This is a genomic window from Streptomyces sp. NPDC111628 (assembly GCF_055635195.1).
Genome location: NZ_JBVKBZ010000003.1, coordinates 24,798 through 49,657, shown reverse-complemented (window position 1 = coordinate 49,657; position 24,860 = coordinate 24,798). Strand labels below are relative to the sequence as shown.

Annotated in this window: 22 protein-coding genes and 2 pseudogenes; 8 read left to right on the top strand and 16 right to left on the bottom strand. The window is 70.9% G+C overall.

From position 1 onward, the window contains the following. Positions 1–6 precede the first annotated feature (6 nt). Positions 7–540, bottom strand: coding sequence for a GNAT family N-acetyltransferase (locus ACZ7MF_RS15220; RefSeq protein WP_471477281.1), 534 nt, complete (start codon positions 538–540; stop codon positions 7–9). A 305-nt stretch (positions 541–845) separates the two neighbouring features. After that, entirely contained in the window at positions 846–989 is a 144-nt protein-coding gene (locus tag ACZ7MF_RS15215) for a hypothetical protein (protein WP_471477280.1), read from the bottom strand. 567 nt (positions 990–1,556) lie between these two features. On the opposite strand from ACZ7MF_RS15215, the gene ACZ7MF_RS15210 reads away from it, so the two are divergent. The 4 genes and pseudogenes from ACZ7MF_RS15210 to ACZ7MF_RS15195 form a co-directional block, all read left to right on the top strand. After that, complete coding sequence (locus ACZ7MF_RS15210) at positions 1,557–2,153, top strand: GNAT family N-acetyltransferase (protein WP_471477279.1); 597 nt, start codon at positions 1,557–1,559, stop codon at positions 2,151–2,153. Between the two features lie 196 nt (positions 2,154–2,349). Next, on the top strand, positions 2,350–3,732 hold the full coding sequence (locus tag ACZ7MF_RS15205; RefSeq protein ID WP_471477278.1) for a mercuric reductase: 1,383 nt from the start codon (positions 2,350–2,352) through the stop codon (positions 3,730–3,732). Between the two features lie 251 nt (positions 3,733–3,983). Then, positions 3,984–4,442, top strand: coding sequence for a HEAT repeat domain-containing protein (locus tag ACZ7MF_RS15200; protein WP_471478823.1), 459 nt, complete (start codon positions 3,984–3,986; stop codon positions 4,440–4,442). 26 nt (positions 4,443–4,468) lie between these two features. Further along, positions 4,469–4,618: pseudogene (locus ACZ7MF_RS15195) on the top strand (transposase); the annotation flags it as partial. Positions 4,619–4,684: 66 nt separating this feature from the next. Here the strand turns inward: ACZ7MF_RS15195 and ACZ7MF_RS15190 are convergent. Both ACZ7MF_RS15190 and ACZ7MF_RS15185 read right to left on the bottom strand, forming a co-directional pair. Further along, positions 4,685–5,242, bottom strand: a pseudogene (locus tag ACZ7MF_RS15190) (transposase family protein); the annotation flags it as partial. Then, a complete protein-coding gene (locus ACZ7MF_RS15185) occupies positions 5,239–5,493 on the bottom strand; it encodes a helix-turn-helix domain-containing protein (protein ID WP_471478821.1) in 255 nt (84 codons plus the stop codon). The gene ACZ7MF_RS15185 and the pseudogene ACZ7MF_RS15190, both read right to left, overlap by 4 nt. A 264-nt stretch (positions 5,494–5,757) precedes the next feature. Here ACZ7MF_RS15185 and ACZ7MF_RS15180 point away from each other — a divergent pair, with 264 nt between their 5' ends. Next, a complete protein-coding gene (locus tag ACZ7MF_RS15180) occupies positions 5,758–7,908 on the top strand; it encodes an MMPL family transporter (RefSeq protein WP_471478818.1) in 2,151 nt (716 codons plus the stop codon). 213 nt (positions 7,909–8,121) lie between these two features. On the opposite strand, the gene ACZ7MF_RS15175 is transcribed toward ACZ7MF_RS15180, so the two are convergent. The 10 genes from ACZ7MF_RS15175 to ACZ7MF_RS15130 form a co-directional block, all read right to left on the bottom strand. Then, positions 8,122–9,573, bottom strand: coding sequence for a HAMP domain-containing sensor histidine kinase (locus ACZ7MF_RS15175; protein ID WP_471477277.1), 1,452 nt, complete (start codon positions 9,571–9,573; stop codon positions 8,122–8,124). Continuing rightward, on the bottom strand, positions 9,570–10,262 hold the full coding sequence (locus tag ACZ7MF_RS15170) for a response regulator transcription factor (RefSeq protein WP_471477276.1): 693 nt from the start codon (positions 10,260–10,262) through the stop codon (positions 9,570–9,572). The genes ACZ7MF_RS15175 and ACZ7MF_RS15170 overlap by 4 nt, the downstream gene beginning before the upstream one ends. Positions 10,263–10,754: 492 nt before the next feature. Then, a complete protein-coding gene (locus ACZ7MF_RS15165) occupies positions 10,755–11,309 on the bottom strand; it encodes a hypothetical protein (protein WP_471477275.1) in 555 nt (184 codons plus the stop codon). A 74-nt stretch (positions 11,310–11,383) separates the two neighbouring features. Further along, the gene (locus ACZ7MF_RS15160) at positions 11,384–11,683 is read right to left on the bottom strand and encodes a TniQ family protein (RefSeq protein ID WP_471477274.1); all 300 of its coding nucleotides are present in this window, start codon (positions 11,681–11,683) and stop codon (positions 11,384–11,386) included. Further along, positions 11,680–12,717 carry a TniB family NTP-binding protein gene (locus ACZ7MF_RS15155; protein WP_471477273.1) on the bottom strand — a complete coding sequence of 346 codons (1,038 nt, stop codon included), beginning with the start codon at positions 12,715–12,717 and terminating at the stop codon, positions 11,680–11,682. Before ACZ7MF_RS15155 ends, ACZ7MF_RS15160 begins: the two co-directional genes overlap by 4 nt. Next, a complete protein-coding gene (locus tag ACZ7MF_RS15150) occupies positions 12,711–14,885 on the bottom strand; it encodes a transposase family protein (RefSeq protein WP_471477272.1) in 2,175 nt (724 codons plus the stop codon). The genes ACZ7MF_RS15155 and ACZ7MF_RS15150 overlap by 7 nt, the downstream gene beginning before the upstream one ends. Beyond that, entirely contained in the window at positions 14,854–16,671 is a 1,818-nt protein-coding gene (locus ACZ7MF_RS15145) for a Mu transposase C-terminal domain-containing protein (protein ID WP_471477271.1), read from the bottom strand. The genes ACZ7MF_RS15150 and ACZ7MF_RS15145 overlap by 32 nt, the downstream gene beginning before the upstream one ends. Before the next feature lie 41 nt (positions 16,672–16,712). After that, complete coding sequence (locus ACZ7MF_RS15140; protein ID WP_471477270.1) at positions 16,713–17,492, bottom strand: TnsA-like heteromeric transposase endonuclease subunit; 780 nt, start codon at positions 17,490–17,492, stop codon at positions 16,713–16,715. A 255-nt stretch (positions 17,493–17,747) separates the two neighbouring features. After that, the gene (locus tag ACZ7MF_RS15135) at positions 17,748–18,728 is read right to left on the bottom strand and encodes a DNA-binding protein (protein ID WP_471477269.1); all 981 of its coding nucleotides are present in this window, start codon (positions 18,726–18,728) and stop codon (positions 17,748–17,750) included. Positions 18,729–18,870: 142 nt separating this feature from the next. Further along, on the bottom strand, positions 18,871–19,008 hold the full coding sequence (locus tag ACZ7MF_RS15130) for a hypothetical protein (RefSeq protein ID WP_471477268.1): 138 nt from the start codon (positions 19,006–19,008) through the stop codon (positions 18,871–18,873). A gap of 288 nt (positions 19,009–19,296) precedes the next feature. Here ACZ7MF_RS15130 and ACZ7MF_RS15125 point away from each other — a divergent pair, with 288 nt between their 5' ends. The 3 genes from ACZ7MF_RS15125 to tpg are packed head-to-tail and all read left to right on the top strand — an operon-like array spanning position 19,297 to position 22,435. Further along, complete coding sequence (locus ACZ7MF_RS15125; RefSeq protein WP_471477267.1) at positions 19,297–19,683, top strand: hypothetical protein; 387 nt, start codon at positions 19,297–19,299, stop codon at positions 19,681–19,683. A gap of 13 nt (positions 19,684–19,696) precedes the next feature. After that, the gene (gene tap, locus ACZ7MF_RS15120) at positions 19,697–21,868 is read left to right on the top strand and encodes a telomere-associated protein Tap (RefSeq protein ID WP_471477266.1); all 2,172 of its coding nucleotides are present in this window, start codon (positions 19,697–19,699) and stop codon (positions 21,866–21,868) included. A 12-nt stretch (positions 21,869–21,880) separates the two neighbouring features. Then, positions 21,881–22,435: a telomere-protecting terminal protein Tpg gene (gene tpg, locus ACZ7MF_RS15115; RefSeq protein WP_471477265.1), complete on the top strand. Its 555-nt coding sequence runs from the start codon at positions 21,881–21,883 to the stop codon at positions 22,433–22,435. A 158-nt stretch (positions 22,436–22,593) separates the two neighbouring features. Here the strand turns inward: tpg and ACZ7MF_RS15110 are convergent, their stop codons facing one another. Both ACZ7MF_RS15110 and ACZ7MF_RS15105 read right to left on the bottom strand, forming a co-directional pair. Further along, the gene (locus tag ACZ7MF_RS15110) at positions 22,594–23,121 is read right to left on the bottom strand and encodes a hypothetical protein (protein ID WP_471477264.1); all 528 of its coding nucleotides are present in this window, start codon (positions 23,119–23,121) and stop codon (positions 22,594–22,596) included. A gap of 417 nt (positions 23,122–23,538) precedes the next feature. Continuing rightward, positions 23,539–24,860: hypothetical protein (locus ACZ7MF_RS15105; protein ID WP_471477263.1), on the bottom strand; the 1,322-nt coding region annotated here is incomplete at its 5' end.

Below are 24,860 nucleotides of genomic sequence, written 5' to 3'. Positions count from 1 at the left end.
GTGGCGCTATGCCTGGTACTGCGTCAGGTCGATGCCGTAAACGGACACGTCATGACCGTGGAACGGGTGCTGTGCGGTGCCTTCGGCCCGCATGTCGAGTTTACCGAGTAGCTTCATGGAAGCGTGGTCGCTCGTCCGGCACACGGCGACCACGCGGTCGAGGCCGCGATCCTGCAGGGCGAACTCCAATGTGGCGTGGGCTGCCTCAGAGGCATATCCCTGCCCCCAGAACGCCCGCCCGAGCAGCCAGCTGATCGCCACCTGGCCGACGACCTCGCCCGGAGTGTCGGCAACGGAGAGGCCGACGGCCCCCGCCAGCTCACCGGAGCCCAGGAGCTCGACCGCGAACATCCCGAACCCTTCCTCGTCCCATTCCTCCTCCCACGCCTCGATCTGCTCGGCGGTTCGCTCAAGGGAGTACGACCGGCCGTCGCCGACGTTCTGCATCACCGCCGGATCGGCGTGCATCTCGGACAGGGGGACCAGGTCGTCGTCCAGCCATCGGCGCAGGACGAGACGGGGGGTGCGGATCTCGGTCATGCCCCCATCTTCCCTTCTTCCCTCGTGAGGCGTGGGACGGGCCTGACCTCGTCCCACGCGTCCGCATCGACACCGGCCCGCCGCGCGGCGACCAGGCCGCCGGCGGGCCGGGGGCCGCGAGGTCCGCCGACGGTGGCCCAGACAGCTTGGGCGCAAGCGGCAGGTCCGATCCGGTCAAAAGCCTGACCCCTCGGGCATTTCGGTCAGGAGGGACGCTGGAGCGTGGGGCGCACACCGTCTTGCGGTGGCGCCATGAGCGATCACTCGGAGCCCGTCGCACCCGCCGAGGCGTTTGGACCCCCTTACTACATGGCCGTCTCGGCGGCGTCCAGCTCGTCGAGGCCCGCGCCCAGGTCAGCGCCTGCGCGACGGATCGCATCCAGGTCGCCGGTGCCCTCGGCCGCCGCAACGAGCAGGGCCGCCCGGGTCCCGGGCAGCAGCTTTGCCATCCGTGCGCCGTACGCCCGCTGGATATGGTGCGGCGGGGGCAGTGGCGCACGGCCGTAGGCATCGGCCCGGTGCGGCAGCGACCATGCGACGGCGGAGCGGCAGGTCGAGCTCGGGCGAGCGTTCCGCCAGGAGTTGCGTACTGCTGACAGGGTCCAGACGGGCCAGCCGAAACACGGGCAGCCCGCGGGCGTCGAAGCCGTCCCGGGCGCCGAACACCAGGGCGATGTTCTCGGCCCGAAGGCGACGTGCCGCGAACAGCAGGGCACGGGCCGAGGCGTGGTCATGTGGCTGTGTCACTTGCCAGGGGCTATGGTCCACTTCTTGGGGCGCGGTCGCTGTGTGTGACGGCGCAATAGGATCTATATCCCCGTCCTGAGGTAGTGAGCCCGAAGCTACGGTGTAGTGGTGTGTGATGACTCCCTCCTCGGTCGCGCCAACCGTCTCATCCCGCTCTCCGTCGACCACGCCGAAGCGCTCTTTCCCTCTGCGTCGGATCCAGAGGCCTGGCAGTGGATGCCCCGACCGTGACCCGGTTCTCTGGAAGAGATGCAGGTGATGATCAGCCAATGCTGACGGACCGAGCCCGGCGGTGCTTCGTGGTCCAGCGTCTGACGGACGAGGTGATGATCGGTTCGACCAGTCTGTATGAGCTCGACCTGGCTGAGGGCCGTGCGGAGATTGGCGCGACCTGGTTCGATCGTTCTTGCTGGGGCGGCCCGTATAACGCCGAGTCGAAGCTGCTGCTTCCGGGGTACGCCTTCGACGATCCGGGCCTTGCCCGAATCGCCTTGCGCACCGACAACCTCAACGTGCGGTCCCAGCAGGCCCTGACACGGCTGGGTCTCGTCTACGAAGGGACGACGCGCAGCCACATGATGCGCCAGGACGGTACGCGCCGTGAATCGCTGTACTACAGCGTGCTCGCGGATGTGTGGCCCTCCTTGCGCAAACAAGCTGCTCACCCGGATCGCGGCCAAATCATGCGCTGTCGTCACGGAGTGAGCACGTGCTCGGAGAGTGCTGTCAGTTCGGGGCAGTTGGTCAGGACGGTAGCCGGTGCCCTTGGCGTCGTGCTCGTCCAGCCGGGTGACGTCGCCCTTGGTGGCGGGGGAGGTGGTGGTGCACTCTTCGTCGCCGCTCTTGGCGAGGTCGCCGAGGTCTGAGTGGGCGGTTCACGAGGTTATGTCCGCTTCCGGCTGAGGTGGCCACGACGGCCAGGGTTCCGCATCCAGGAGCGCCGCGTAGACGAGGGCGACAGACGAGGGAGTACGCGGTGGGGCAGGGCACGGTGTCCTCAGCATGGTGACTCCCGGTGGGCAATCCTCCTCGGGTGAGGTCGGGGATGTCATTCTGTGCCGTATGGCAGACGACAGGTACGACGTCATCGTGATCGGTACGAGCCAGGGTGGCCGGTTCCTGCCCGTCGACCTGGCCGGGGCGGGCAAGCGCGTCGCGCTGATCGAGCGCGGCGCGCTCGGCGGCGTCTGCGTGAACACCGGATGCACCCCGACCAAGACCATGATCGCTAGCGCGCGCCTCGCCCACTTGGCGCGGCGCGGCGCAGAGTACGGGGTGCGCACTGGCACGGTGTCGGTCGACCTGGCCGACGTCCGGGAGCGCAAGCGGGCGATGGTCGCGGGCGCCGAGGAGAACTACGCGGGTCGACTGGACGTGGACGGGCTTGACCTGGTCCGCGGCGAGGCGCGCTTCATCGGCCCGAAGACAGTTGAGGTGGCGCTCGCGGAAGGGGGCGCGCGCGTACTCGGCGCGCGGGCGATCGTCATCGACACCGGCACCAGGCCCCGGCCGCCCGCGATCGAGAGCGCTGGTGACGTCACCGTGCTGGACTCGACGTCGATCATGGAGCTGGACGAGGTCCCCGAACACCTGATCGTCCTCGGCGGGGGATACATCGGGCTGGAGTTCGGCCAGATGTTCCGCCGCTTCGGCAGCGAGGTCACCCTCGTCCAGCGCGGGCCCCGCCTGCTGATGAACGAGGACGAGGACATCTCAGAGGAGGTCGCCGCGCTGCTGCGCGAGGAAGGTGTCACGGTCCTGACCTCGGCAGCAGCGAGCCGTGTCGATGCGGCGGGCGCCGGCCGTGTGCGGCTCACCGTGCGCACCTCGCAAGGAGAGCGGGAGATCGAGGCCTCCCACATGCTCTCGGCCATCGGACGGGTCCCCAACACGGATGTGCTCGATGCCGAGGCCGCCGGCATTCGGCTGAACGCCGACGGCTTCGTCGAGGTCGACGAGCACCTGGAGACCTCGGTCCCCGGCGTGTACGCGATGGGGGACGTCGCGGGCGGGCCAGCCTTCACGCACAGCTCCTACGACGACCACCGCGTCCTGCGCGCCCGCCTGCTCGGCGGCGGGCGGGTGAGCACACGCGGCAGGGTCGTCCCTTACACCGTGTTCATCGACCCGCAGCTCGGCCGTGTCGGAATGACCGAGCGGGAGGCCCGGGAGCAGGGCCTGGAAGTGCGCGTCGCGAAGCTGCCGATGAACGCCGTCATCCGGGCCCTGGAGACGGGGGAGGCCAGTGGCTTCATGAAGGCCGTCATCGACGCGCGGACCGACCGGATTCTCGGCGCCGCGGTTCTCGGCGTCGAAGGCGGCGAGATCATGACCGTCATCCAAGTCGCCATGCTCGGCGGTCTCACGGCCACCGCCATGGCCGACGCCATCTTCACGCACCCGCTGCTGGCGGAGGGCCTCAACACCCTCTTCGCGTCATTCTGAGCTGCCCCGAGTTCGTACCGTCGGATCGTCCTGTCGAGGCCGATCGCGGAAGGCGCGACGATCGGCTGGCCAGCGCCGAACGACCGCGCCGCACCCCCGACCGCGCCCCAGCACGCAGAGGCGTGCCCCCGTACTGCCGTCCGTCGCGGGGGCGGTGCGGGCCTCCATGTTCTTGGTCAAGCTTGCGGACGGATTCGGCCCGGGAGCCGATCTTCTTTCGTAGGGCATGAAACTGTCTGGTCGTGCCAGAGATGAAGAGCGGGTTGGAGGCGGCCTTGGCTGAGGCGTCGTCTCCTTCGTGGAGGCAGCGTGTCCGTGCTGGACGTGGCCTTGCTCCTTTCGCTGATGTTCCTGAGGCTGCGGAAGTGCTGGCAGGGCTGCTGCTGGATGCCGAGGACACGGCGGTAACCCGGCGGACGGCAGAAGCCCTGACCCGGGTGGGGACTGTGGCCGCAGTAAGGCTTATCGCGCTCGCGGTTGCCGAGGCTGTCGGCGACTACGCTGACTGGCTGCAGACCGGGGTGCATGACGCGCTGGTGACACCGGACGGTGTGCCAGACGTCGCGGCGGTCTGCGGGAAGCTCGTCCAGGACCCGGAAGAAGCTGTCCGGTGGGGTGCCGCGGAGATCTCGGCGTGGGCAGACGGCATAGGGTTCGTCTTCAAAGATCATCAAGTTGGTGGATCATGGTGGGGTGATGCGCCGCCATGAACTCACCGATCGGGAGTGGGAGTTATCACGCCCTCGGCCGATCCCGAGGAGGACTGACCACCAAAGTCCACCTCGCCTGCGGCGGACGCGGGCGGCCTCTCGCTATCCTGCTGACACCCGGCCAGCGCCACGACAGCATCTGCGCACGCCCCCTCCTGGAAGGCATTCGGGTCCCGCGGGCCGGCGACGGCCTGGACCGTCTCGCTCATGTGCTCGCGGCGGCCGAGGTGGCGGGCCAGTGCCCGCCAATTCCTGAGGTGGGCGGTGCCGTGCTCGACGTGAATGCGGAGTGAGGAATGCGTCTTGCGCTGTCGTTCGTGCATCTCCTCGCAGCACCGCGGGCGTTCTTCTTGAACCTGCGGTGCGGTGGTGTCACGACCCGACCGCCGGTCCGGGCGCCCGGACCCTGGTAGCTGGCCGGCATCGGTAAGGATCTCCACTGCGGGTCCGTCGGCCAGGAGCCTGACCAGCCCCAACTGGCGGGAATGGGTGATGTCTGCGCAGCTGCCGTGCTGAACCGGACTGCAGACGAGGACGCGGCCATCGCCGTCCGTGACAACCATAATCTTGACCGCGTTCTGCTTGCTCTTGCCGGAGACGAACTTGTCGGCCCCTGCGCTTCCCGGACGCGCTCCACCAGCGGTTGTCGCGGCAGATGTTCCAGCCGGTCCGCTCGGCCATCGGCTCGCCAGCCGTACGGGCCTCCTCGAAGAGGAAGTGGTGGCCGAATTCAGGGTCGTCGCGATGCGCGTCGAACAGAGCGCCTGCCCGGTATGCCTCCGAGAGTTGGTGTCGGTCACCGGTGAGGCCAGCCACCCGGTAGTAGGGCTGGTGGCGCAGATTGAGTACCCGGCACGTCACCGACACCGGCACCCGGTGAGGGGCTGCGGTGGTGGCCATCTCGCGGACGAGCAGGTACATCATTATGACGGCAGGTTCGCCTGCGACGGATATGCCGCACCCGGCGCCCTCCTCTACTGGCGCGCCGCAGCCACCTGGACAGCGTGATCGGGTGGACGCCGAGGTCGGTGGCGATCTGTTCCGGCGAGATGCCGGCTCGCGGCTGCGCGCGACCCGCACGACGTCCTTCGTGGAACCCCTTCGGCTACGGCTTGGGCACTCCAGGCCGCCTATCGGCAAACCAGGTCAGGCATCACCTGTCCGTGTAGCAGTCCCACGCCATCACACGGGCTCGTGCGCTGGGCACATGGTTCTGCCAACCGGCCTGAGCAGCGCATTAACGGTCGTCTCAGGTTCGCTCAGTAGGAAGTGCGCATCCAGGAAAGCGATGCAACTCGCATGTAGGAGGCCAGTGATGGCAGTCAATACAGCGCCGTCCGGGAAAGCGCCGACCGGTCGGTTGGCAGGCCGGTGGGTGCCATGGTTGGTGATCGGCCTGTGGCTGGTGCTGGCTGCGGGCATGATGCCGCTGAGCGGGAAGTTGAGTTCGGTCACCACCGACAGCGCCGTGGACACCCTGTCGGCCGGTGCCGAGTCCACCAAGGTGGCGGCGCTGGACGACAGTCTCCCCGGTGGCGAGGACAGCATGTTCGTCTTCGTGTACCACCGGGCCGAGGGCATGACCGCCGCCGACCAGGCGGCGGTCCAGCGTCACTACGACACCCTTGCCAAGCGGTACGCGCCGAAGACGACGGAGGCGGGCGACGAGGACGACGAGGGCTCACCGACGAGTCTTTCCACCGACCGCAAGGCGATGACGTTCACCCTCGATGTGAGCACGGTCTACGGCCCACCGGAGGAGCTCGTCGGCCCGTTGCGTGCCGCCGCGAAGGACCGCCCCTCCGGGCTGGAACTCGAGGTGACGGGACCGGGCGCGATCGACGGTGACATGGATGCCGTCTTCGACGGCATAGACGAGCAGGTCCTCCTCACCACCATCGCCGTCGTCACGCTCCTGCTGATCCTTACCTATCGCAGCCCGGTATTGTGGATCACCCCGCTGGTGGCGGTCGGTGCGGCCGCACTGACCTCGATGGGGACCGTCTACCTGCTCGTCAAGGGTTTCGGCATCGTGGTCAACGACCAGAACTCGGCGCTGCTGACGATTTTGGTGTTCGGCGTGGGAACGGACTACGCGCTGTTGCTGATCGCCCGATATCGGGAGGCACTGCACCACCATGAGAACGTCCGGGTCGCGATGGTCCACGCGCTGCGCGGCGCGGCGCCGGCCATTGTCGCGTCCGCGGCCACCGTGGTCTCGGGCCTGCTGTGTCTGCTCGTCGCGGACCTGAACAGCACCAGTGGGTTGGGTCCGATCGGTGCGGCCGGCATCCTGTGCGCGCTGGTGGCCATGCTGACGCTGTTCCCGGCGGTGCTCGTGGTGCTCGGCAGACGGATCTTCTGGCCGGCCATCCCGCGGTTCAGCACGGCAGTGGAGGAGAAGCCGGGGCTGTGGGGACGGCTCGGCATCGGCATCAACCGCCGCCGGTGGGTGGCGACGCTCGGCTCGTTCGGAGTCCTCGGCGTGCTCGCCCTGGGGCTGGCGGGTAACACCGGCGCCTTGCGGGAGCAGGACCAGTTCCTGTCGGCGCCGGAGTCGGTCACCGGCTTCGCCGTTCTGCGCGAGCACTTCCCGGAGCTCGGCGGTCAGCCGCTGACGGTCTTCACGCGTCCGGCGCAGCAGGAGAAGGTGCTCGACGTCGTCGAGGACACCCGAGGCGTGGCCATGGCCGTCCCGGAGGAGACCGTCGGTGGCTGGGCCAACATCGCCGTGTTCCCGAAGGACGCGCCGGACACCGCCGCGGAGTACGACACGATCAAGCGGGTGCGCACCGCCGTGCACATGGTGAGCGGGGCGGAGGCGATCGTCGGCGGGCCGAGCGCGGAGAACCTCGACACCGAGGTGACGACCAGGCGTGACGAGAAGCTGGTGATCCCGCTGGTGCTCGTCGTCGTCCTGATCATCCTCGGGCTGCTGCTGCGCGCGGTCCTGGCCCCGCTGGTCCTGATGGCCACCGTGGTCGTCTCATTCGCCGCGGCCTTCGGCGGCAGCGTGTTCGTCTTCGACACGATCCTCGGGTTCAAGGGTGTCGACTATTCGGTGCCGCTGCTGGCGTTCTTGTTCCTGGTGGCGCTCGGCGTCGACTACAACATCTTCCTGGCCAGCAGGGCCCGGGAGGAGACCATGCGCCTCGGCACCAGAGAGGGCATGCTCAAAGCCCTCTCGGCCACCGGTGGCGTCATCACCTCGGCAGGCCTGGTCCTGGCGGCCACGTTCGGGGTCCTCGTCACACTTCCGCTGGTGATGCTGGTCGAGGTCGGTTTCCTGGTGGCCTTCGGCGTGCTGCTCGACGCCCTGCTGGTGCGGTCGGTCCTGGTGCCCGCCCTTACCTTGCTGATCGGCCGGCGGATGTGGTGGCCGAGCCGGTTGTCCCGTCCAGCGGCGGAGCTGCCGGACGGTCGACAGCCGCTCGCCGGCAAGGAGGAGTCCGCGCTGCAACGGTGAGCGCGGCGGCACGGACCAGATCCGGGACGGGGCTCCAGGCCCCGTCCCGGATCCTTTTCGTGGGCCCGAGGGTCGCCGCCCTCTGGTCCTGCGCCACGCGCCGGGGCTGGGGCCGGCGCATCGCGGTGTCCTGCCCCGGCGGTGAGCCGCGCGGGAGGGGGGCAATGGCCGAGAGCCACCGTCCCTTGTCCCGCGCCGCGACGCCGGGGTGGGTCAGGATGCCGCGGTGTCGTCCCCTGTGGTGGGCCGCGCGATCGGGGCGGGCGGGGCCGCGGCCGGAAGGCCGACCCGAAGCAGCGCGCCACCGCGTGCGGAGCGGGCGACGGTGGCCCGGCCGGCGTGGGCGTCGACGACCCGCTGCACGATCGACAGCCCCAGACCGGATCCCGGCAACCCCCGGGCGCTGTCGGCACGGTAGAACCGGTCGAACAGCCGCGGTATGTCGGCGGCGTCGATGCCCGGCCCGGCGTCGTCGACCTCGAGCACCGCCGACTCCCCCTCGGCACGAAGCCGGACCTGGACCGGCTGGTCGGCGGGGGACCACTTGCCGGCGTTGTCGATGAGGTTGAGCACCGCTCGTTCGAGCGCAGCGGGGCGACCGTTCACCCACACGGAGGTCACGTCGAGCGCGACCTCGATGTCAGGCATGCGGGATTCCGCCCGGCTCGCGGCGGCCACCACCACGTCGGCGAGGTCGAGTACCTCGGTGCTCTCGTCGCTGACGTCACCGCGCGCCAGGTCGGTCAGCTCGGCGACCAGGGTGCTCAACTCGGCCACCTGGGCGCCGAGATCGTTGAGCAGCCGGGTGCGGCTCTCCGCCGGCAGTGCGCTGTCCAGGGTGCCGCGCCGATCGAGCCGGATCAGCAGCTCGACGTTGAGGCGCAGGCTGGTGAGCGGGGTCTTGAGCTCGTGGGCGGCGTCCTCTGCGAGCAGCCGCTGGGCCTGCCGGGAGTCCCGGAGAGCGGCGAGCATGTCGTTGATCGACTGGATCAGCCGCCGGATCTCCCCGCCGCCCTCGTCCGGGATGTCGGCGTCGAGCTCGCGGGTGTGCGCGACACGTACCGCGGCGGAGGTCAGCCGGTCGATCGGTGCCAGCCCGGTCCGCGCCACGGTCCGCCCGACAAGGGCGCCGCCGGCCACGCAGAGCAGACCGATCAGCAGCATGCCGAACCCGAACTGGTTGACCGGGCCGTCGTCGACGACGCGGGCCACCTGGACCGCGCCGTCGCCCGCCCGCAGTGTGTAGATGGCGTGGCCTTCTTCGTCGCCGCCGTTCGACTCCAACAGGTCGGCCGACGCGCCCCGCGCCACACGCCCGGCGTTCTCGCTGACCGGAGGCAGCGCGGGTTGGTCGGCCGGCGTCCGGATCGAGCCGTCGGGCAGGATGACCCGCACCAGCCGGCCGGATCCGGGATACGGCGGCAGCTCAACCCGCGCCAGACCGGCGCGCTCCGCGTTCGTCGCCAGGACGCGGGCATCGGCGCGCAGTTGTTCCTCGACGGTGTCCCGCAGCTGCCAGGCCAACAGCTCGCTGGCCACCTGGAAGGCCACGAACACACTGACCGCGATGGCCGTCGCCGCGATCACCGTCAGCCTCGCCCGCAGGGACCGCCGACGCCACCATCGAATCAGCCGGCGCGGCCCCCGGCCGGCGGTCCTGCTCACGGAGGGGTCTCCCGCAACGTGTATCCCAGGCCACGCACTGTATAGATCAATCGCGGTTCACCCTCGGCCTCCATCTTGCGGCGCAGATAGCTCACGTAAACCTGAAGATTGTTGGCGGTGGAGCTCATACCGAAGCCCCAGATCGCCTCGAACAGCGCGTCGCGGGTCAAGACCCGGGTCGCGTTGCACAAGAGGACCTCCAGGAGGGAGAACTCGGTCCGGGTCAGGTGCAGTGGCCGCCCGCCCCGCCACGCCGCGAACCTGTCGGGGTCGAGCCGTACGTCGGCGAACGACAGGATGTGTGACTCCTCGTCGGCCGGTGTGCGCCGGCGCAGCAGGGCCCGCACCCGGGCCAGCAACTCCTCGGTGGCGAACGGCTTGGGCAGGTAGTCGTCGGCGCCCGCGTCCAGCCCCGTGACCCGGTCGGAGACCTGGTCACGGGCGGTCAGCATCAGCACCGGCAGGTTGCGGCCCGCGGCCCGCAACCGCCGGCAGGTCTCCAACCCGCCGAGGCGGGGCATCATCACGTCGAGGAGCAGCAGATCCAGCGTGTCACCGCCGGCCCCACCGACCTCGTCGAGCACGGCGAAACCGTTGGCGACGGTGCTGGTGCCGTAACCCTCGACCTGAAGCACCCGCTCCAGCGACTCACGGATGGCCGCGTCATCATCCGCGATCATGATTCGCACGCCGGCCCGCCCCCTTCCAGTCGATGTTTTTGCCGCTGATTGTCCCCGATCAACCTGAGACCAGGATTAGAGCGTCGCCGGGGAGGGACCGCTCTTACGGATACCCCAGGTCCCGGCCCTCGGACGAAAGGTGATCGCCGTCGACGGCAGAGCGGTGGTGGCTGGCAGTACAGCCATCGAGGTCGAGATCTTCCCAGCGCAGCCCGAGGAGTTCGCCCTTGCGGAGCCCGGGTGCTATGGCGTTGCTGATGGTGTGCTTATTGATCTTGATTGTGGCCTGCTGTTGTTCAGTTGTTCTGGGTGGTAGTTCTGGTCAGTCGGTGAGGCTTACGCGGAACCGAGTGTCCGGTGCTGGGGGGGTACGTGGGTTGAGCTGGTTGTTTGGTGTTGCTCAGTGTGCTGAGCGGGGTGGTGGTTTTTGCTCAGTGCGGTTGGCGCGTCTGTAGGTAGCGGTGCTGGTCGGCTGCGCCAGGGCTGGGGGGTGGGGGTGTTTCAGCGGGTGGTGAGGCGTTGCCAGAGCAGGTCGTGGTCGGCGGGTACGAGTTGGGTCAGGTGGAGGCGGCGGGCGAGGTGGTGGAGGAAGGCGGTCTGCTGGGTGCGGGTCAGGGGAGTGTGGCGGGGGAGGCGGTCGAGGGTTGTGGCGAGGGTGAGGGTTTCGGGGTAGGTGATCAGGGTCCGGCAGGTCAGGGTGGGGGAGGCCGGTCCTGGGGTGAGGTGGGGGTTGGCGGTGGTGAGCTGGTGCAGGCGTGTGTGCCAGCGGGTGTGGAGGTGCTGGTGGTGGTCGTACCAGCGGGTGGTGATCGTGGTTGCCCAGCTCAGGGAAGCCGTGGTGGGCGGCCGATGGGCGGTGGAGCGGGCGTGGGTGAGTTCGGGCAGGGTGCGGATGTCGAGGGGGGTGCGGTGTCGGGGGTCGCTTGAGGCTTGCTGGTGACGGGTGCAGATCAGGGCCCGGGGCAGGTCGGGCGGCGGGTGGATCCACGCGGTGGGGGCGGCGTGGTGGGGCGGGCGGCGCAGGGTGCAGGTGGTGCAGGCCGGCAGGGGTTGCACGGCAGGGGCGAGGGGCTGCCAGCGGGCGGTTGCGGTGGGGGCGGTGGCGATGGCGGCGGGTGGGGGCCGGCGGGTCAGTGCGCGGTCGAGGTGGGCGGGCGGGATGCGGGTGAAGGCGGCCAGGCGGCGGGCGGCTTCGCAGCTGTAGTGGAGTTCGGTGGTGTGCGGGGTGGCGGGGGGGGGCCGGTGGTGGTGATGTGCAGGCCATCGAGGAGCTGGGCGGGGGAGAGGTGGTAGGCGGCGGCGAGGCGGGTGAGGTAGGAGGCTGCCGTTTCGCGGGGCAGCGGCCGTACGCGCAGCACGCCGGGCGGGCTGGGCCATATTGCGGCGGGCCGCACCGCGGGTGTGGGGTGGGTCCGGGTGGTGGCGGTCACCGGCCGGGTCGGGTGCGGCGGCTTGTCGGGGTGCGGGGCCGGTAGTGCTCTTCGGCGAGGTGGTCCAGTGCGATGGTGTCCAGCAGGGTCTTGGTGATGCGTTCGGTGCCGTCGCAGATGGCTTCGATGGCGGCCTGGCGGATCAGGCGTGAGAGGCTGCCGATGCGTCCGGCGGTCCGTTCGTGCAGGTAGGGCGCCAGCCTGGGCAGGCTGCCGGGGCGGTGCGCGGTGAGGTCGAGGGCCGCTTCCAGGGTGGCGATCAGCTCGCGGAACGGCTCGCGGTGGCCGGCGCGGGCGGGCAGTGCTCCGCAGTCGATCAGCGAGGCGCGTCCGGCCAGTTGTGCGCCGCGTACTCCGCTGAAAACGGAGCTGGCGGTGACGTCGATGCCTGCGTAGACGAATGTGGCGCCGATACGTTCGGTGAGGTCCTTGAGCCAGTCGGCGGCCTCCGCGCCGCTGGAGGAACGCGGGTTGAGCCGGTGGATCTCGTCGATCAGCACGAGCTTGATGCCGGCCGTGGTGTAGGTGTGGCAGACGGCGGTGGTGATCTGTGCGGTGGTCATGCGCGCGGTGACGGGGATGCCGAGGTAGCGGGCGAACTCGGCGGCCAGGGTCTTGGCGGTGGCGCCGGGCGGTACCAGTACGTAGGCGACGGGCACGCTGGTGTCGCCCGGGTGGGCGCGGCGGGTGTGGGCGAGGTGGCAGGTGCGGCCGACCTGGAGCAGTGCGGTGGTCTTGCCGGTGGTGGCCGGGCCGGTGACGATCAGCGACGGGCGGGCGGTGGCCTGCTGGTGGCGGCCGAGGATCATCAGGGTGCGGACCTGGCGTGCCAGGGATTCGATGGCCGGGGTGCGCACGGTGACGAACTGCGAGTGGTAGGCCAGGCGTTCCTCCAGCGTACGGGGTGCCTGGCCCGGCTGCGGCGGTGTGGGGGGTGCGGTAGCGGCGAACCGGGCGAAGCCGTCGAACGTCGTCACCGTGCCCGCGGCCGCCGTCTCGTCGTCCGGGGGCGAGGTGCGGGCAGGGCTCACCACAGTTCGGCCTCCTGGTCGGCGTCGTACAGCGTCAGCGCGCCGCTTCCCGCCGGCGTGAGTGCGCCGGATTCATCGGCGCCGGCGTCGTCCCGGTCTTCGCCGGAGGATCGGGCGTCCAGCGCATCCAGGCTGTCCTGCGCCTTGGTTGCGGCCTGGGCCGCACTACGGTGCGGTGCTGCCGGTTCGCCGCCTGCTGCCTGGGAGGCCGCGTGCCCGGCGCGCGTGCCCGGCGCCGTGGCGGGCACAGTTGGCGGCGCCGGTGTGGTGGGCCGGGTGTGGCGCAGGATCTGGTCGGCGGCCTCGGCGAGGGCGGCTTCGTGTGCCTCGCGTTCGGCGCGCTGCTCGAGGGTGGTGCGGATGTGGCGCCAGGTGGTCTCGCTCATGGGCGCGTGGACGTGGTCGCGGTGGATCCACGGGATCTCGTGCAGGTGTCCGTCGGGCAGGCGGAGGTAGATCTGGCGGACGTCGTGCGGGTTGAGGTGGACCTCCCACTTGCCGCCGGGGCCGGTGGGCGAGGGCCGTCCTCGGTGTTCGTTGAGGATGACGTGGTCGTAGGTGCGGTAGTTGATGCGGATGCCGCGGCCGGTGACCGGGTGGAAGCGCACCGGCAGCAGTTCCGTGTAGTGGGCTGCGGTCAGGGGCAGCGGCACGTAGCCGCTCGCGCCCAGCAGCGCGGCCCACATCTCGCCCGGGGACAGCGCCTTCTTGGGCAGGAGGGGGTGGCGCAGCCCGTCGTGGGGTCGGTGCTGCCAGCACGCGGTGATCCACTCGTCCAGCAGTTCCTGCATCTGGGTTACGGTGAAGCGGGCTTCGTCTTCCACTGCCTCGCCGCGCGCCAGGATGTGGGGGCCGGTGTAGCCGGCGACGTGCTGGGCGAAAAGGCTGTTGATGCTGCCGAAGGTCCGTTCCACGGCGCCCTTGGCGGTGGGGGAGTGGGGCGGGGCGGGCTGCACGCTCACCCCGAGGGATTCGCAGGCGGCCAGGAAAGCGGCGGAGAGGAACACCCGCCCGCGGTCGATGACGATCGTTTCGGGCACCACCACCGGCCGTGCCGCGGCCTGTTCAAGGCGCGCGTCCAGGGCGAGGAGCCGGTCGTAGGGGACGGCGGCGTGGGCCAGGTGCAGATGCTCGCTCCAGCCGGGCCGCACCGGGTGGGGCACGGCCATCTCCGCCAGCAGCAGGGCCGCGTCCACTGCCTGGGTGCTCTGCTCGCGCAGCACGGCCGCCACCACCGACCGTGTTGCCACGTCCAGGGCGATCGTGAGCTCCGGGCGCACCGGCTTTCCGTCCTCGCTGATGGCCATGATGTCCAGCCGGGTGGTGTCGACCTGCACCAGCTCGCCCGGCCGCAGCGCCACCACTGGTGTGAACGGCCGCACCGGCACGGCGGTGGCGGTGCGGGCGGGACGCCCCGGGTGTTCCAGCGGGTCGGCCAGGACCCGCACCAGCCGGTTGAACGTCGACGGCGCCGGCAGCGCCACCGTGCCGGGCCCGTGGGCCTCGGCCAGGATCTGCCCGGTCACCTCCCGCAGCCCTTTCAGGGTGCCCGTGGAGCGGCCGCGCTGGCGGCGCAGCGCCTCCAGCACCGCGGCCACCGCCCGCTCATCCGCACGCCCGGTCGTGCTCGACGGCTTGCGCTGCCGGACCAGGCCCATGACGCCGCCCGTGTGGTAGCGGGCGCGCATGCGGCGCACGGTGGCCCGGCTGGCCCGCGGCCAGCCCAGGGCCGCAAGTTCGTCGGCCTTGGCCTGCTCCCGCTCGGCCATCGAGGTGCGCTGCGGGTCGTAGGCGGGCCGGGGGGAGCCGGTGCTGCTGGGCCCGTCGGGCAGCCCGGTCTCGATCTCGCGGATGTGCCGCTGCCAGGCGAGTGCCCGCTCCCGCTCCCGTTCGGGCACCGCCTCCAAAAGGCCCCACGGCGCCGCGGCGGGGACCGGGCAGTCCACCACCGCGAAGGTGGGATCGGCGAACAGCAGCGAGGTCAGAACCGAGGCGGTCTGCCCGTCCTCGTCGACGAGGCGTACCGAGGCCCCGGCTGTGGCGGCCACCTGCCAGGGGCGGCCCTCGAACGTCACATACGCCCCGAGTCTGACCTGCCAGCGCCGGGCGGCGGCCACGGCGCGGGCCGGCCGGGGCCGTTCACCACTGTCCGGCCGCCGACTCGGCGTCATACACCGACAACCCGCCCGGTTCCACGGCCGCCGTGCCGCCGCCGGCGGCGCGGTGTGCGAGGACGGTGCCCGTGCGGCGCCGCAGCAGCTCGTCGAAGGGTCGCAAGCCGTGCTCGCCCAGCGCCCAGGGCACCGCATGGAGCTGGCCGTCGGGCAGCCGGATGAAGACCTGCCGCGGGTCATGAGGATGGTGGTGGACCTCGAACCGGTCCCCGCGGCCGCGGTGTTCGTCCAGGCACGCATCGTCGTAGCGGCGCCCGCCCAGCCGGATGCCGGATTCGGTCACCGCGCACCGGCGGGCCGGCAGCAGTTCGCCATAGTGTTGCCCGGCCAGCGGCAGCGGCACCCTCCCGGCCGCGCCCAGCAGCACCTGCCACATCTCCTTGGGCGTCAGCCCCGCCCGGGGCAGCAGCGGATGCCGCAACTGCTCCTGGGAACGGTGGTGCCAGACGCCAGTGATCCATTCGTCCAGCAGGTCCTGCAGCTGCGGCATGCTCCAGTACACCCCGTCCGCCTCGTCCGCCCGGTCCTGCTGTCCGGCGGTGAGAGCCGGCCGGGCTGCCACCGCGTGCCGGGTGAACAGGCCGGCGAGCACCTGAAGTGTGCGCAGCGCACCACTGGCGGCGCCCGCCGCTCTCGGCGGGGCTGGCTCCAGGCTGATGCCCAGGCTCTGGCACACGGTCAGGTGCGCCGAGGTGATACCGGCCGGCCCGTGGTCGAGGACGAGTGTCTCGGGGACGGCCGCCGGACGCGACGCGGTGGCCTCGATCCGGTCGGGCAAAGACATCAGCCGCCGCACCGGCCCGCCCGCGTGGGCCTGTTCCAGCAGGGCGGGCCAGCCCGGGCGCAGCGGCCGGGGCACGGCCATCTCGGCCAGCAGCACCGACAGCTCCACCGGCCCGTCCTGCTCCGGGTGCAGCACGGCGGCCAGCACGCAGCCGCTCGCCTGGTCCAGCGCGGCCGTCACCGCCACCACCACCGGGGTCCCGTCCTCGCCCACCACGCCGACCGGCAGGCGGGCGGTGGCCACCTGCACCCGCTCTGCGGGCCGCAGCGCGGCAGGCGGGCCACCAGCCGGGCCCGCCGCGGTGGCGGTGCGCGCCGCGCTGCCCGGCGGCTCGGCCGGATCCGCCAGCGCCTTCACCAGCCGGTACAGCGACGAGCGGGCAGGCAGCCGCACCTGATGCGGCCCGTGGGTGTCCGCCACGATCTGTTCCGTCAGCTCGATCACCTGCCGGATGGTGGTCTTCTTCCGGCCCCGGCACCGGCGCAGCGCCTCCAGCACGGCGGCGACCACCCGCTCGTCCGCCCGCCCGGCGGGCGACGGGCCGCGCAGGTGACGTTTGTCGACCAGCCCCCACAGCCCCTGCCGGCCGTAGGCCAGCCGCATCCGCTGCACCGTGGTCCGGCTCACCCTGGCCCAGCCCAGCCCTGCGAGCTCCCGCGCCTTGGCCGCCTCGCGCTGCGCCAGAGTGAACGCCTGCGGGTTGTACTCGGGCCTCGGCGTGCCGCTACCGGGGCCGCCGGGCAGCCCGGTCTCCACCTCGCGGATGTGCCGCAGCCAGGCCAGGGCCCGCTCCTGCACCGCCAGGGGCACTGTCTCCCACAGCACCGGGACCACCGGCGGCGCCGAGCTCGCGCCGATCACCGCGAAGCCGGGCGCAGCCACCAGCGCGGAGGCCAGCACGCAGGCGCTGTCCCCGTCCCCGGCCACCATGTGTACCCGCCCGCCGGCCAGGCCGGTCACCTGCCAGACGCGGTCCTCGAATGTGACCTGTGCACCCACCGCAACGCACCGACCGCCAGGGACGGCCGTTTGATTCCTGCTCACCTCGCGTGCTGCTCCCGCTCCTGCTCCGTGCCGTCCATGGCCGTATTCGGGCAGCCGGCCGAGACGAGGGTGTGCTCGCCCAGCGGCCGTGCCAGGTCCGCGGTCAGCCGCCCGCTCCACAGCGCGTGATAGAGCACCGGCAGCGCGGTGAGGACCTCACCCGCCTCCGCGGCCCCGGCCATCAGCGGCCGCGGCGCGGCGAACGCCGCCAGCACCGCCTGTTCCAGCCCGCCCGCGCCGCGGTAGCGGGGGTGGCGGTAGCCGGCCAGCCACCGCACGTTCGCCGCCACCACCGCATCCGGCGGCAGCAGCCGCCGGTAGGTGAACCCCACCGCCGCACACGCCGCGCCCAGCACCGCGGCTGCGCGCGCGGCGCGGTCCCCGGCCGGCTCCTTGCCGGCGGGGCAGTCGGCCATGAGAGCACGCCCGTCGGCGTAGCGGGCGAACACCTGCGGCACCCAGGTCAGCACACGCCCGCTGTCGGGGTCCCGCCAGATCAGCCGCACCGGCCGCGCCGACAACCCCACCACCTGCGGATCACGGTCCAAGGCCATCAGCTGCGTGCACATCGCCTGTGAGCCGTGCGTGACGTGCCGCCCGGTGGTGGCCGACCACCACCAGCCCGGCCCCCACCGGCGCCCCGGCACCACCGGGAACGCCGCAACCGGCTGGAGCTCCTCGAACCGCACGCCTACCGCGGCGTCAGTCCAGCGGCGCTGCACGAGCTTGCCGTCCACTGCGGCGAACTCCGCCTCCACCGCGCATGGTTCCGGCACCCGCCAGATACTGCCTGCGGCGGCCGGTAAGCCGTCCTGGCTGCTGTCGATGATCACTACTCCACACAACGTCATGCCGGACATCCCGCGCAGGCGAACCGGCCGGTAACAGCAACTGCGGTGCAAATTAGGCTGGTTGGACCATGCCGGACCAGGATGCCGCCCGGACGGGTAGGTGTCAGTGCAGACTCCTGCACTTTCCAAGACCTGCCGGACCTCTTCTGCCCGCCCGCAGCACACCGGCCACCGGGAGTGTCAGCCGTCACCGGAGTCCGCGACGAGCAGCTTGGCCAGTTCCCGGGCGGGCAGGCGTGACCACGCGGCGACATCCTCCAGCGCCACCCCGGCGGCGACGGCCGCGGCGGCGGTGTCCACGAGGGCCTGGTCGATCAGGGCGGCGCTGTGGCCGAGGTGCTCCAGCAGCGTGCGGGCTACCTCGGCGGTGGTGCCGCTGTGCACGCCGCGCAGCTCCACCAGCTGCTCGCCGGCTTCCTTGACCAACTGGGTGATGTGAAAGCGGTGTTCGGCGGACACGGTGGCACGCCATGAGGTGCCCGAGCCGCCTTCTTGCGTCTCGGCCGCCAGGGCGCGCAGCCGGCCGGCCATGGTGGCGGGCTGCTGTTCCCGAGGCAGGCGCCAGGGATCGTCCCTCCACCCGGGCGGCCCGCCTGCACTGCGCCGCCGACGGATGACGGCGCCCATCCAGGCGAGCAGAGGCCCGCCGTGGTCCACCGCCACCAGCGGCCCCAGCCAGTTGCGTCCCACCCGCTCGCCCAGCCGGCGGCAGAATGCCCCGTCGGCGGGCAGCGGCCGCGGCCGCCCGGCACCGCTGTCCCTCCACACCAGCTCGGCCATGGCCGGATCCAGCAGCGCATCGGCCACCGCCACCACCTCCGGGAAGACCACCGCGTCCCGGCCCACGATCCGCCACCGCTCAAAATCCGTCCCCGCATTGCCGCCCGCCACCCGGTGCAGCCGCTGCGGCCAGATCTCCTCCTGCTCCCAGTGCACGGCCTCCTCCCACCACCGGGCCACGACCGCGTGCGCCAGGGCGAACGCCTCCGCGCCCTCTGCCCCGGCCCGCACCGCACGCCGCGTCACCCCCGCCCACCGCCGCTGCGCCGCAGCCACCTCCGGGGCACCGCGCAGGTCGAGGTGTTCCAGCGGCTGGTCGGCGTCCGCGTCCAGCAGCCACCGTCCGTGCCGGGCGCACACCCGCTTCGTGGTCCATCCCACCGTCGCCCCGAGCGGCCGGCTGCTGTGGCAGGACATCCTGCGGGCGCTGGGCGCACGCGTCGATGCCCGCGCCGGCCGGGAGGCACAGGAGGACGCCGTCCGCGTGGCTCTGCGCGCCGCGGGCCCGTGCCAGGTGACGGTCCTACGTGCGCACCGGCTCGGCCCGGGCCTGTGGGCGGACCTGGTGCATCTGCACCGCACCACCCCTGCCGAATTCGTCCTCGTGAACCACGCCGCGCTGCCCCGCGACCTTGCGCATCTGCTGCGCCATTGTGATCACCGCATCGTTGACACCTTCACCGGCGTGGCGAGGCTGCATCCGCCGGCACCGGCAGGGCCAGGGCCCCGATGTCAAGGAGCGGGCCCTGGCCCATTTCCTCCCGTGGGCAGCGGCTGAGGCCGGGAGGCCGGCGCGGCCTGGCCACTGTGTACCGGGCCGTCTCAAGGCGGGGCGTTCCGGCCGGGCGCCGAGGAGGCTCCCGGACCCCGCGGGAGCCGCCTCGTCCTCCTAGCGTGCAAGGAAACAATGTTTCGTTGTTTCCTTGCGTGGTGGGGGTAGCATGCCTGCATGGCATCTGAAGCCCACGGCCCAGCCCGCGCGCAACTGTCCGCGATCGCGGAGGATTCCGCCGCGGGCTGGGCTCCGGCGCACCGTCTGGAACAGGACGCTGCACTGCTGGGGCGTCTGCTGGCGGCCGCCGCCGGCCACCGGCAGGACGGTGGACAGCGTCCCGACGTGAGCGCCGACGAGGTGGCCGCTGGGCTGAGTCTGTTCGAGGAGATGCGTGTGGCGCTGGACCGGCTCGAGACGCAGGTGGTCATCGAGGCCCGGCGCCGGGGTATGGACTGGCGGCAGATCGCCGGGCATCAGGGTCTGAATTCCTCCCAGGCGGCTTCCCAGCGCTACCAGCGGCTGGTGACCCGCCTGGAAGAAATCCGTCAGGGCGTCCGGTAGGCGAGGGGCAGCCATGACGGATCAGCCGCAGTCCCTGTTCAGCGCCGTCGACGCGCTGCTCGCCGCCGTCGACGGCGGCGGTGTGCTGCCTGCCCTGGACGAACGGGTCCGCCTGCGTGAGGCGGCCGGACTGACCCAGGCCGCCGTCGCACAGGCCCTGGGGGTGCGCGTGGCCAGCATCGAGGCATGGGAAGCAGGCCGTGCCGAACCGAAAGCCGAACGCCTCGAGGCCTACCGCAGACTCCTGGAGGGCCTGTCCCGGCGTTTCCCGGCGTCCGCCGCGCCGTCCGCCAGCAGCGAGGCGCCGCCGCGGCCGGACCCGGGCGCCGCCCCGCCGTCCGCACCTGCGGCACCGTCCCGCCCGGCGCCGCACGGCGGACAGCCGGCCCGGCGTCCGGAGGGGAAGCAGAGCGCTGCCTGCCTCTACACCGCCCCGGCCAGTGGCACGGACCCGCGGTTCGAGAACGGCCCGCTGGCAATCGTCGACGTCGAGGACGGGCAGGTACGGGCGTACTGCACGGGCGGTCTGGTCCTGGACGTGCCCGCCAAGAGCCTTGCGGCCCTGGTGGACTGGACGCTGCGCGAAGCGCGGCTCGGGCAGGCCAGGCTGTCCGGGCCGGGCAAGGACGCCGACCCGCTGCTCGTGCTTACCGAAGCCGCTCTGGAGCGCTACGGCCTGCCCGTCACGCTCACGGACGAGGAGCGGCTCGCCGGCCGGATCCCGGAGGGTCACAAAGCCGTCAAGCAGCTCGCCCGCGCGCACTGGAAACTGACCAAACGCGGCTTCGGCCCGTGGGCGCGGATCTACCGCCCGGCGCAGGGTTCACAGCGGGCCTGCGTGCAGTTGTGCATCCCCTCGTGGAACGCGCTGGATGCCCGGCACTGGGGCCACGCCGGGCAGCTCCCGCCGGCCGAACTCGCCCGCGTCCTGGGCGTGTATGCCTCGCGCGTGATGACCCCGCGCGGTTCGACCGCCGTGACCGGCCTGGAGCTGATGACCGCCCTGCACCCGCCGACCCGGGCCACCGCGCCCGACGAGAACGGCAAGCGCACCGGCGAGCACAACCCCGGCTCGCTCGGCAAGGACGCCATCGACCCGATGAACTTCCCGCCGTGCGAGGTCCCCGACGGCCACCCCGTCCTCAAGGACCTGCCCCGCTTCCACGTGCGCGGCCCGGCGGAGAAGCTGTTCGAGGAGGCCTACGACTGGGCCCGGCCCATGACCGACGACGAATGCATGCTGCGGCACCTGGTCGGCATCGACGTCAACATGGCCTTCGCCGCCGGCGCCAACGGCCTGAACGTCGGCCTGGGCGAGGCGACGCACGTCATGAACCCCGCATTCGACCCGAAGCTGCCCGGCTCGTGGCTGGTCGACCTGTCCCACGTCGATCTGTCGCGGGTGAAGGCCGGCAAGGAGTGGGTGGAGCTGGACGGCAGCCTGCTGCCCTCCCCGTTCACGCCGAAGGGCGAACGCCCCGAGGGGCCGGCCTGGTACGCGACGCCCACCGTCGCCTACGCGGCGGAACTCGGCTACGAGGTACGCCCGATCGAGGCATACGTCCGCTACGACAACGGCCGCTACCTGGACGGCTGGTACCAGCGGCTGCGTGACGCCTACCTCGCCACGATGTCCGACCTCGGCGTCGGTGCCGACCTCGCCCCGGACGACTTCCTCACCGCGATGAACGGCTACAAGGCCCGCGACCCGGAGCTGGCGATCGTCGTCTCGGCGGTCAAGGCGACGGTCAAGGGCGGCCTGGGCAAGCTCCGCGAGCGCCCCCGGGGCGAGGGCTGGAAGCCCGGGCAGCCGTGGCGGGCCCTGTCCCGCCCGACGTGGCGGCCGGACATCCGGGCGGCGGTCATCTCCCGCACCCGCACCAACCTGCACCGCAAGATCGTCAAGCACGCAGCGTTCACCGGCCAGTACCCCGTCGCGATCCTGTCCGACTGCGTCGTCTACGCCGCGAACGGACCGAGCCCGCTGGACTTCCTGCCCTACCGGGAGGGCAAGCCGCTGCCCGGCGGCTTCAAGCTCGGCATCAACCCGGGCCTGGTCAAACATGAGGGCACGCAGAGCGTCCTGTGGGGTGAGGAGGCCCGCGAGCGGTTCGACGCCCCGGAGCTGAACCTCGCCCGTTACATCAAGGACGGCACCGTCACCGACGCCGACAACGGAGAGTAGGAGTAGGCCACGATGAGCCTGTTCGGGGACGGTCTCGACCGCGCCGTACAAGGAGCGTTCACCCGCCCCATCCCCAAGTCGGCCGGCGCGCAGATGCGCTACCTGGTCAAACAGCTCAAAGGCACCCGCGCCGTGGCCGGCCTGCTCGGCGTCACCCAGCGCACCGTCGAGCGGTACGTGAAGGACCAGATCCGCCGCCCGCGCGCCGACCTCGCGCAGCGCCTGGAGGACGCCGTCCGCCAGCGGTGGCAGCCCCGCATCCGCGCCCAGGCCCGCCGCCAGGCCGCCACCAGCACCGGCCTGGTCCTCGACACCCGCGCCCGCTTCGGCTTCACCGCTGCCCCCGGCACCACCGACGACGCCCGCATCCGCCACCTCACCCTCGCGCTGCCCCCACACCACGCCGCCCGCCTCTTCGACGCCCAGGACCAGGGCGCCGGCGAACAGCAGCTGCGGGCGCTGGCGGCCGAAGCGCTCGGCGAGGTCTACTTCCGCGACGACGGCCGCCGCGCCGCGGGCCTGGAGGTCGAGTTCACGGACGTCGAGCAGGTGGAGTTCGACCTGTAGGGACAGCTGGCGGTGCGTTCGCCGCCTGTGGGTGGTTGCGCGCTTCAGTTGGCCATTGAGCGTTCGAATTGGCCAGTTGAGCGCCTGGTCTTCTCGAATTAGGTCGGAACTTGGCGGAGCACGTTTCACACCCCAGGTTGGAGTGCTCAGGCGCCCGGTCAGGATGCTTCCATGGCCGCGCGCGCTGTTTCGACGAACCGTCCCAGATCGCGCAGATACGCCCCTTGCAATTCGACGAAGCGTTCCCGCGCGTCCGCGTCACCGCAGGTGATGCGCCATAGGCACCGGTTAGTCTTCTGGGCCGTGTCCAAGACGTCCTGGGCCGCCGCAGCAGTGGCGGATGGGCCTTCCAGAAGTACGACACGAACACTGTGCATGAGAGGGTCGTAGGCTTCGCGCAGTTCGGAACGCAGTTCCTCGAAACGCGCCAGCTGCTGTTCTGGGTCGGTGATTCGATAGAACGCGTCCCTGACTTGCCGGTACAACTCGCCGCTGACGTGGGCATGTTCCATTAGGCCCAGGTAGGCGGCACGTCTTACCTCCCGCACACGTCCTCGGTGCTGAGCTTGTGCCGACGCCTCGGCTTGAACCCGGGCAGCCCGCACGTTCCCCAAGTTGGTCACCCAGCTCGCGAGCACGGCCGTACTGCCGGTGAGAGCCGCGACCCATACAGCGATGTCCCCCATGCCAATCAGTTTCGGCGAGGCCCCGGCCCCAGTCGAGGACACCTTGCGGGCCAGCCCACTGGTAGCTGTTGTTCCGTCAGGCCGCGTCGTTACTCTGGGAGTTCCATCAGCAGACCCTCGTCATGCCGTGGCGGGGAATCAGGTCTTCACCCCTGGGAGGCTGAGCGGACGTGGGGGCACCTTCCCGGCAGGAACCGGAAGAGCAGGCGATTCCTGCGTGGGGGCGAAAGCTCACGGTGCCGTGCCCGCACTGCACCGTGGCGACGCATCGTCACCGCAGCATGGACTTCGACGGTGTGAACGTCTACCGACCCCAGGCCGGGCCCGACCCGACTCGTGTCCTCGATCCGTCGGGTGCCCCGCACCGCCGGACATAAGAAGGACCGCCTTGTCGCCGGTGGGCTGTCGTCACGTCAGTCAACGGATCCTCGGTTGCCCGTCTGGCAACTGGGCCGAATCCAGCCGCTGACGCTTTTTCGTCTCGATAACGTAAGATAGTCCGGCGATCACGATTTTGTCGGTTGGTCTCTTCTCTGCGAGTTGCCGCAGCAACTTCTCAGTTTCCCTGTGGTCTGGCCAGACCAACGCAAGCAGTTGCACTGAGGTGCTGAAGCCGCTGTCTAGGTCTAGTTCCTCAACCGCTCTCGCTGCTGCACAGGCCCATGCATCTTCGCTCTCCGGCCACCGCTCGGCCAGCATATGCACGGCTGCATCGCGGGCTGATGTGGTGGGATTGCGGGCGGTGCTGAGGATGGTGGTGTAGGTGGGGTGCCGGTCAGGCCATCGGTCGGCCAGCACTCGCAGGGCTGCGGCGCGCGCGTCGTCCGAGTCGGGGTCGCGGGCGGTGTCAAGGATGGTGGTGTAGGCGTCTTCCCGGTCAGACCACCGCTCCCCTAGTACGTGCATGGCGACGCCGCGACACCCAGGGTCAGTGTAGAGATGCCGGGCGGTGTCAAGGATGGTGGTGTAGGTGTCTTCCCGGTCAGACCATCCCGCCCCTAGTGCCTGCACGGCTGCAACGCGCGCGTCTTCGTTAGTGTCGGGGCTGCGGGCGGTGTCAAGGATGGTGGTGTAGGCGTCTTCCCGGTCAGACCACCGGTCAGCCAGGGTTCGCACGGCTACAGAGCAGACGGACGCGGAGGTGTGGGGGGCACGGGCGGTGCTGAGGATGGTGGTGTAGGTGGGGTGCCGGTCAGGCCATCGGTCGGCCAGCACTCGCAGGGCTGCGGCGCGCGCGTCGTCCGAGTCGGGGTCGCGGGCGGTGTCAAGGATGGTGGTGTAGGCGTCTTCCCGGTCAGACCACCGCTCCCCTAGTACGTGCACGGCGACAACACGCGAGGTGGAGTTGGCGTTCCGGGCAGCGTCAAGGACGGTGGTGTAGGAGTCTTTCTTGTCCGGCCACCGATCGGCCAACTCTTGCACTGCCGTATCACGGATGTCGGTGACGGTGGTGGGGTCGCGGGCGATTTTGAGGGTGGTGGTGTAGGCGTCTTCCCGGTCAGACCACCATTCCCCCAGCGCCCCAACGGCTGCAACACGGATGTCGGTGACGGTGGTGGGGTCGCGGGCGATTTTGAGGGTGGTGGTGTAGGCGTCTTCCCGGTCAGACCACCATTCCCCCAGCGCCTCAACGGCTACCTCACGGATGTCGGTGACGGTGGTGGGGTCGCGGGCGATTTTGAGGGTGGTGGTGTAGGCGTCTTCCCGGTCAGACCACCATTCCCCCAGCGCCTCAAACG

Excerpts from the sequence above, each read along its gene's own strand:
- ACZ7MF_RS15220 (WP_471477281.1), bottom strand. The coding sequence starts at position 540 with ATGACCGAGATCCGCACCCCCCGTCTCGTCCTGCGCCGATGGCTGGAC.
- ACZ7MF_RS15215 (WP_471477280.1), bottom strand. The coding sequence starts at position 989 with ATGGCAAAGCTGCTGCCCGGGACCCGGGCGGCCCTGCTCGTTGCGGCG.
- ACZ7MF_RS15210 (WP_471477279.1), top strand. The coding sequence starts at position 1,557 with ATGCTGACGGACCGAGCCCGGCGGTGCTTCGTGGTCCAGCGTCTGACG.
- ACZ7MF_RS15205 (WP_471477278.1), top strand. The coding sequence starts at position 2,350 with ATGGCAGACGACAGGTACGACGTCATCGTGATCGGTACGAGCCAGGGT.
- ACZ7MF_RS15200 (WP_471478823.1), top strand. The coding sequence starts at position 3,984 with ATGAAGAGCGGGTTGGAGGCGGCCTTGGCTGAGGCGTCGTCTCCTTCG.
- ACZ7MF_RS15180 (WP_471478818.1), top strand. The coding sequence starts at position 5,758 with ATGGCAGTCAATACAGCGCCGTCCGGGAAAGCGCCGACCGGTCGGTTG.
- ACZ7MF_RS15150 (WP_471477272.1), bottom strand. The coding sequence starts at position 14,885 with ATGACGCCGAGTCGGCGGCCGGACAGTGGTGAACGGCCCCGGCCGGCC.
- ACZ7MF_RS15125 (WP_471477267.1), top strand. The coding sequence starts at position 19,297 with ATGGCATCTGAAGCCCACGGCCCAGCCCGCGCGCAACTGTCCGCGATC.
- tap (WP_471477266.1), top strand. The coding sequence starts at position 19,697 with ATGACGGATCAGCCGCAGTCCCTGTTCAGCGCCGTCGACGCGCTGCTC.
- tpg (WP_471477265.1), top strand. The coding sequence starts at position 21,881 with ATGAGCCTGTTCGGGGACGGTCTCGACCGCGCCGTACAAGGAGCGTTC.
- ACZ7MF_RS15110 (WP_471477264.1), bottom strand. The coding sequence starts at position 23,121 with ATGGGGGACATCGCTGTATGGGTCGCGGCTCTCACCGGCAGTACGGCC.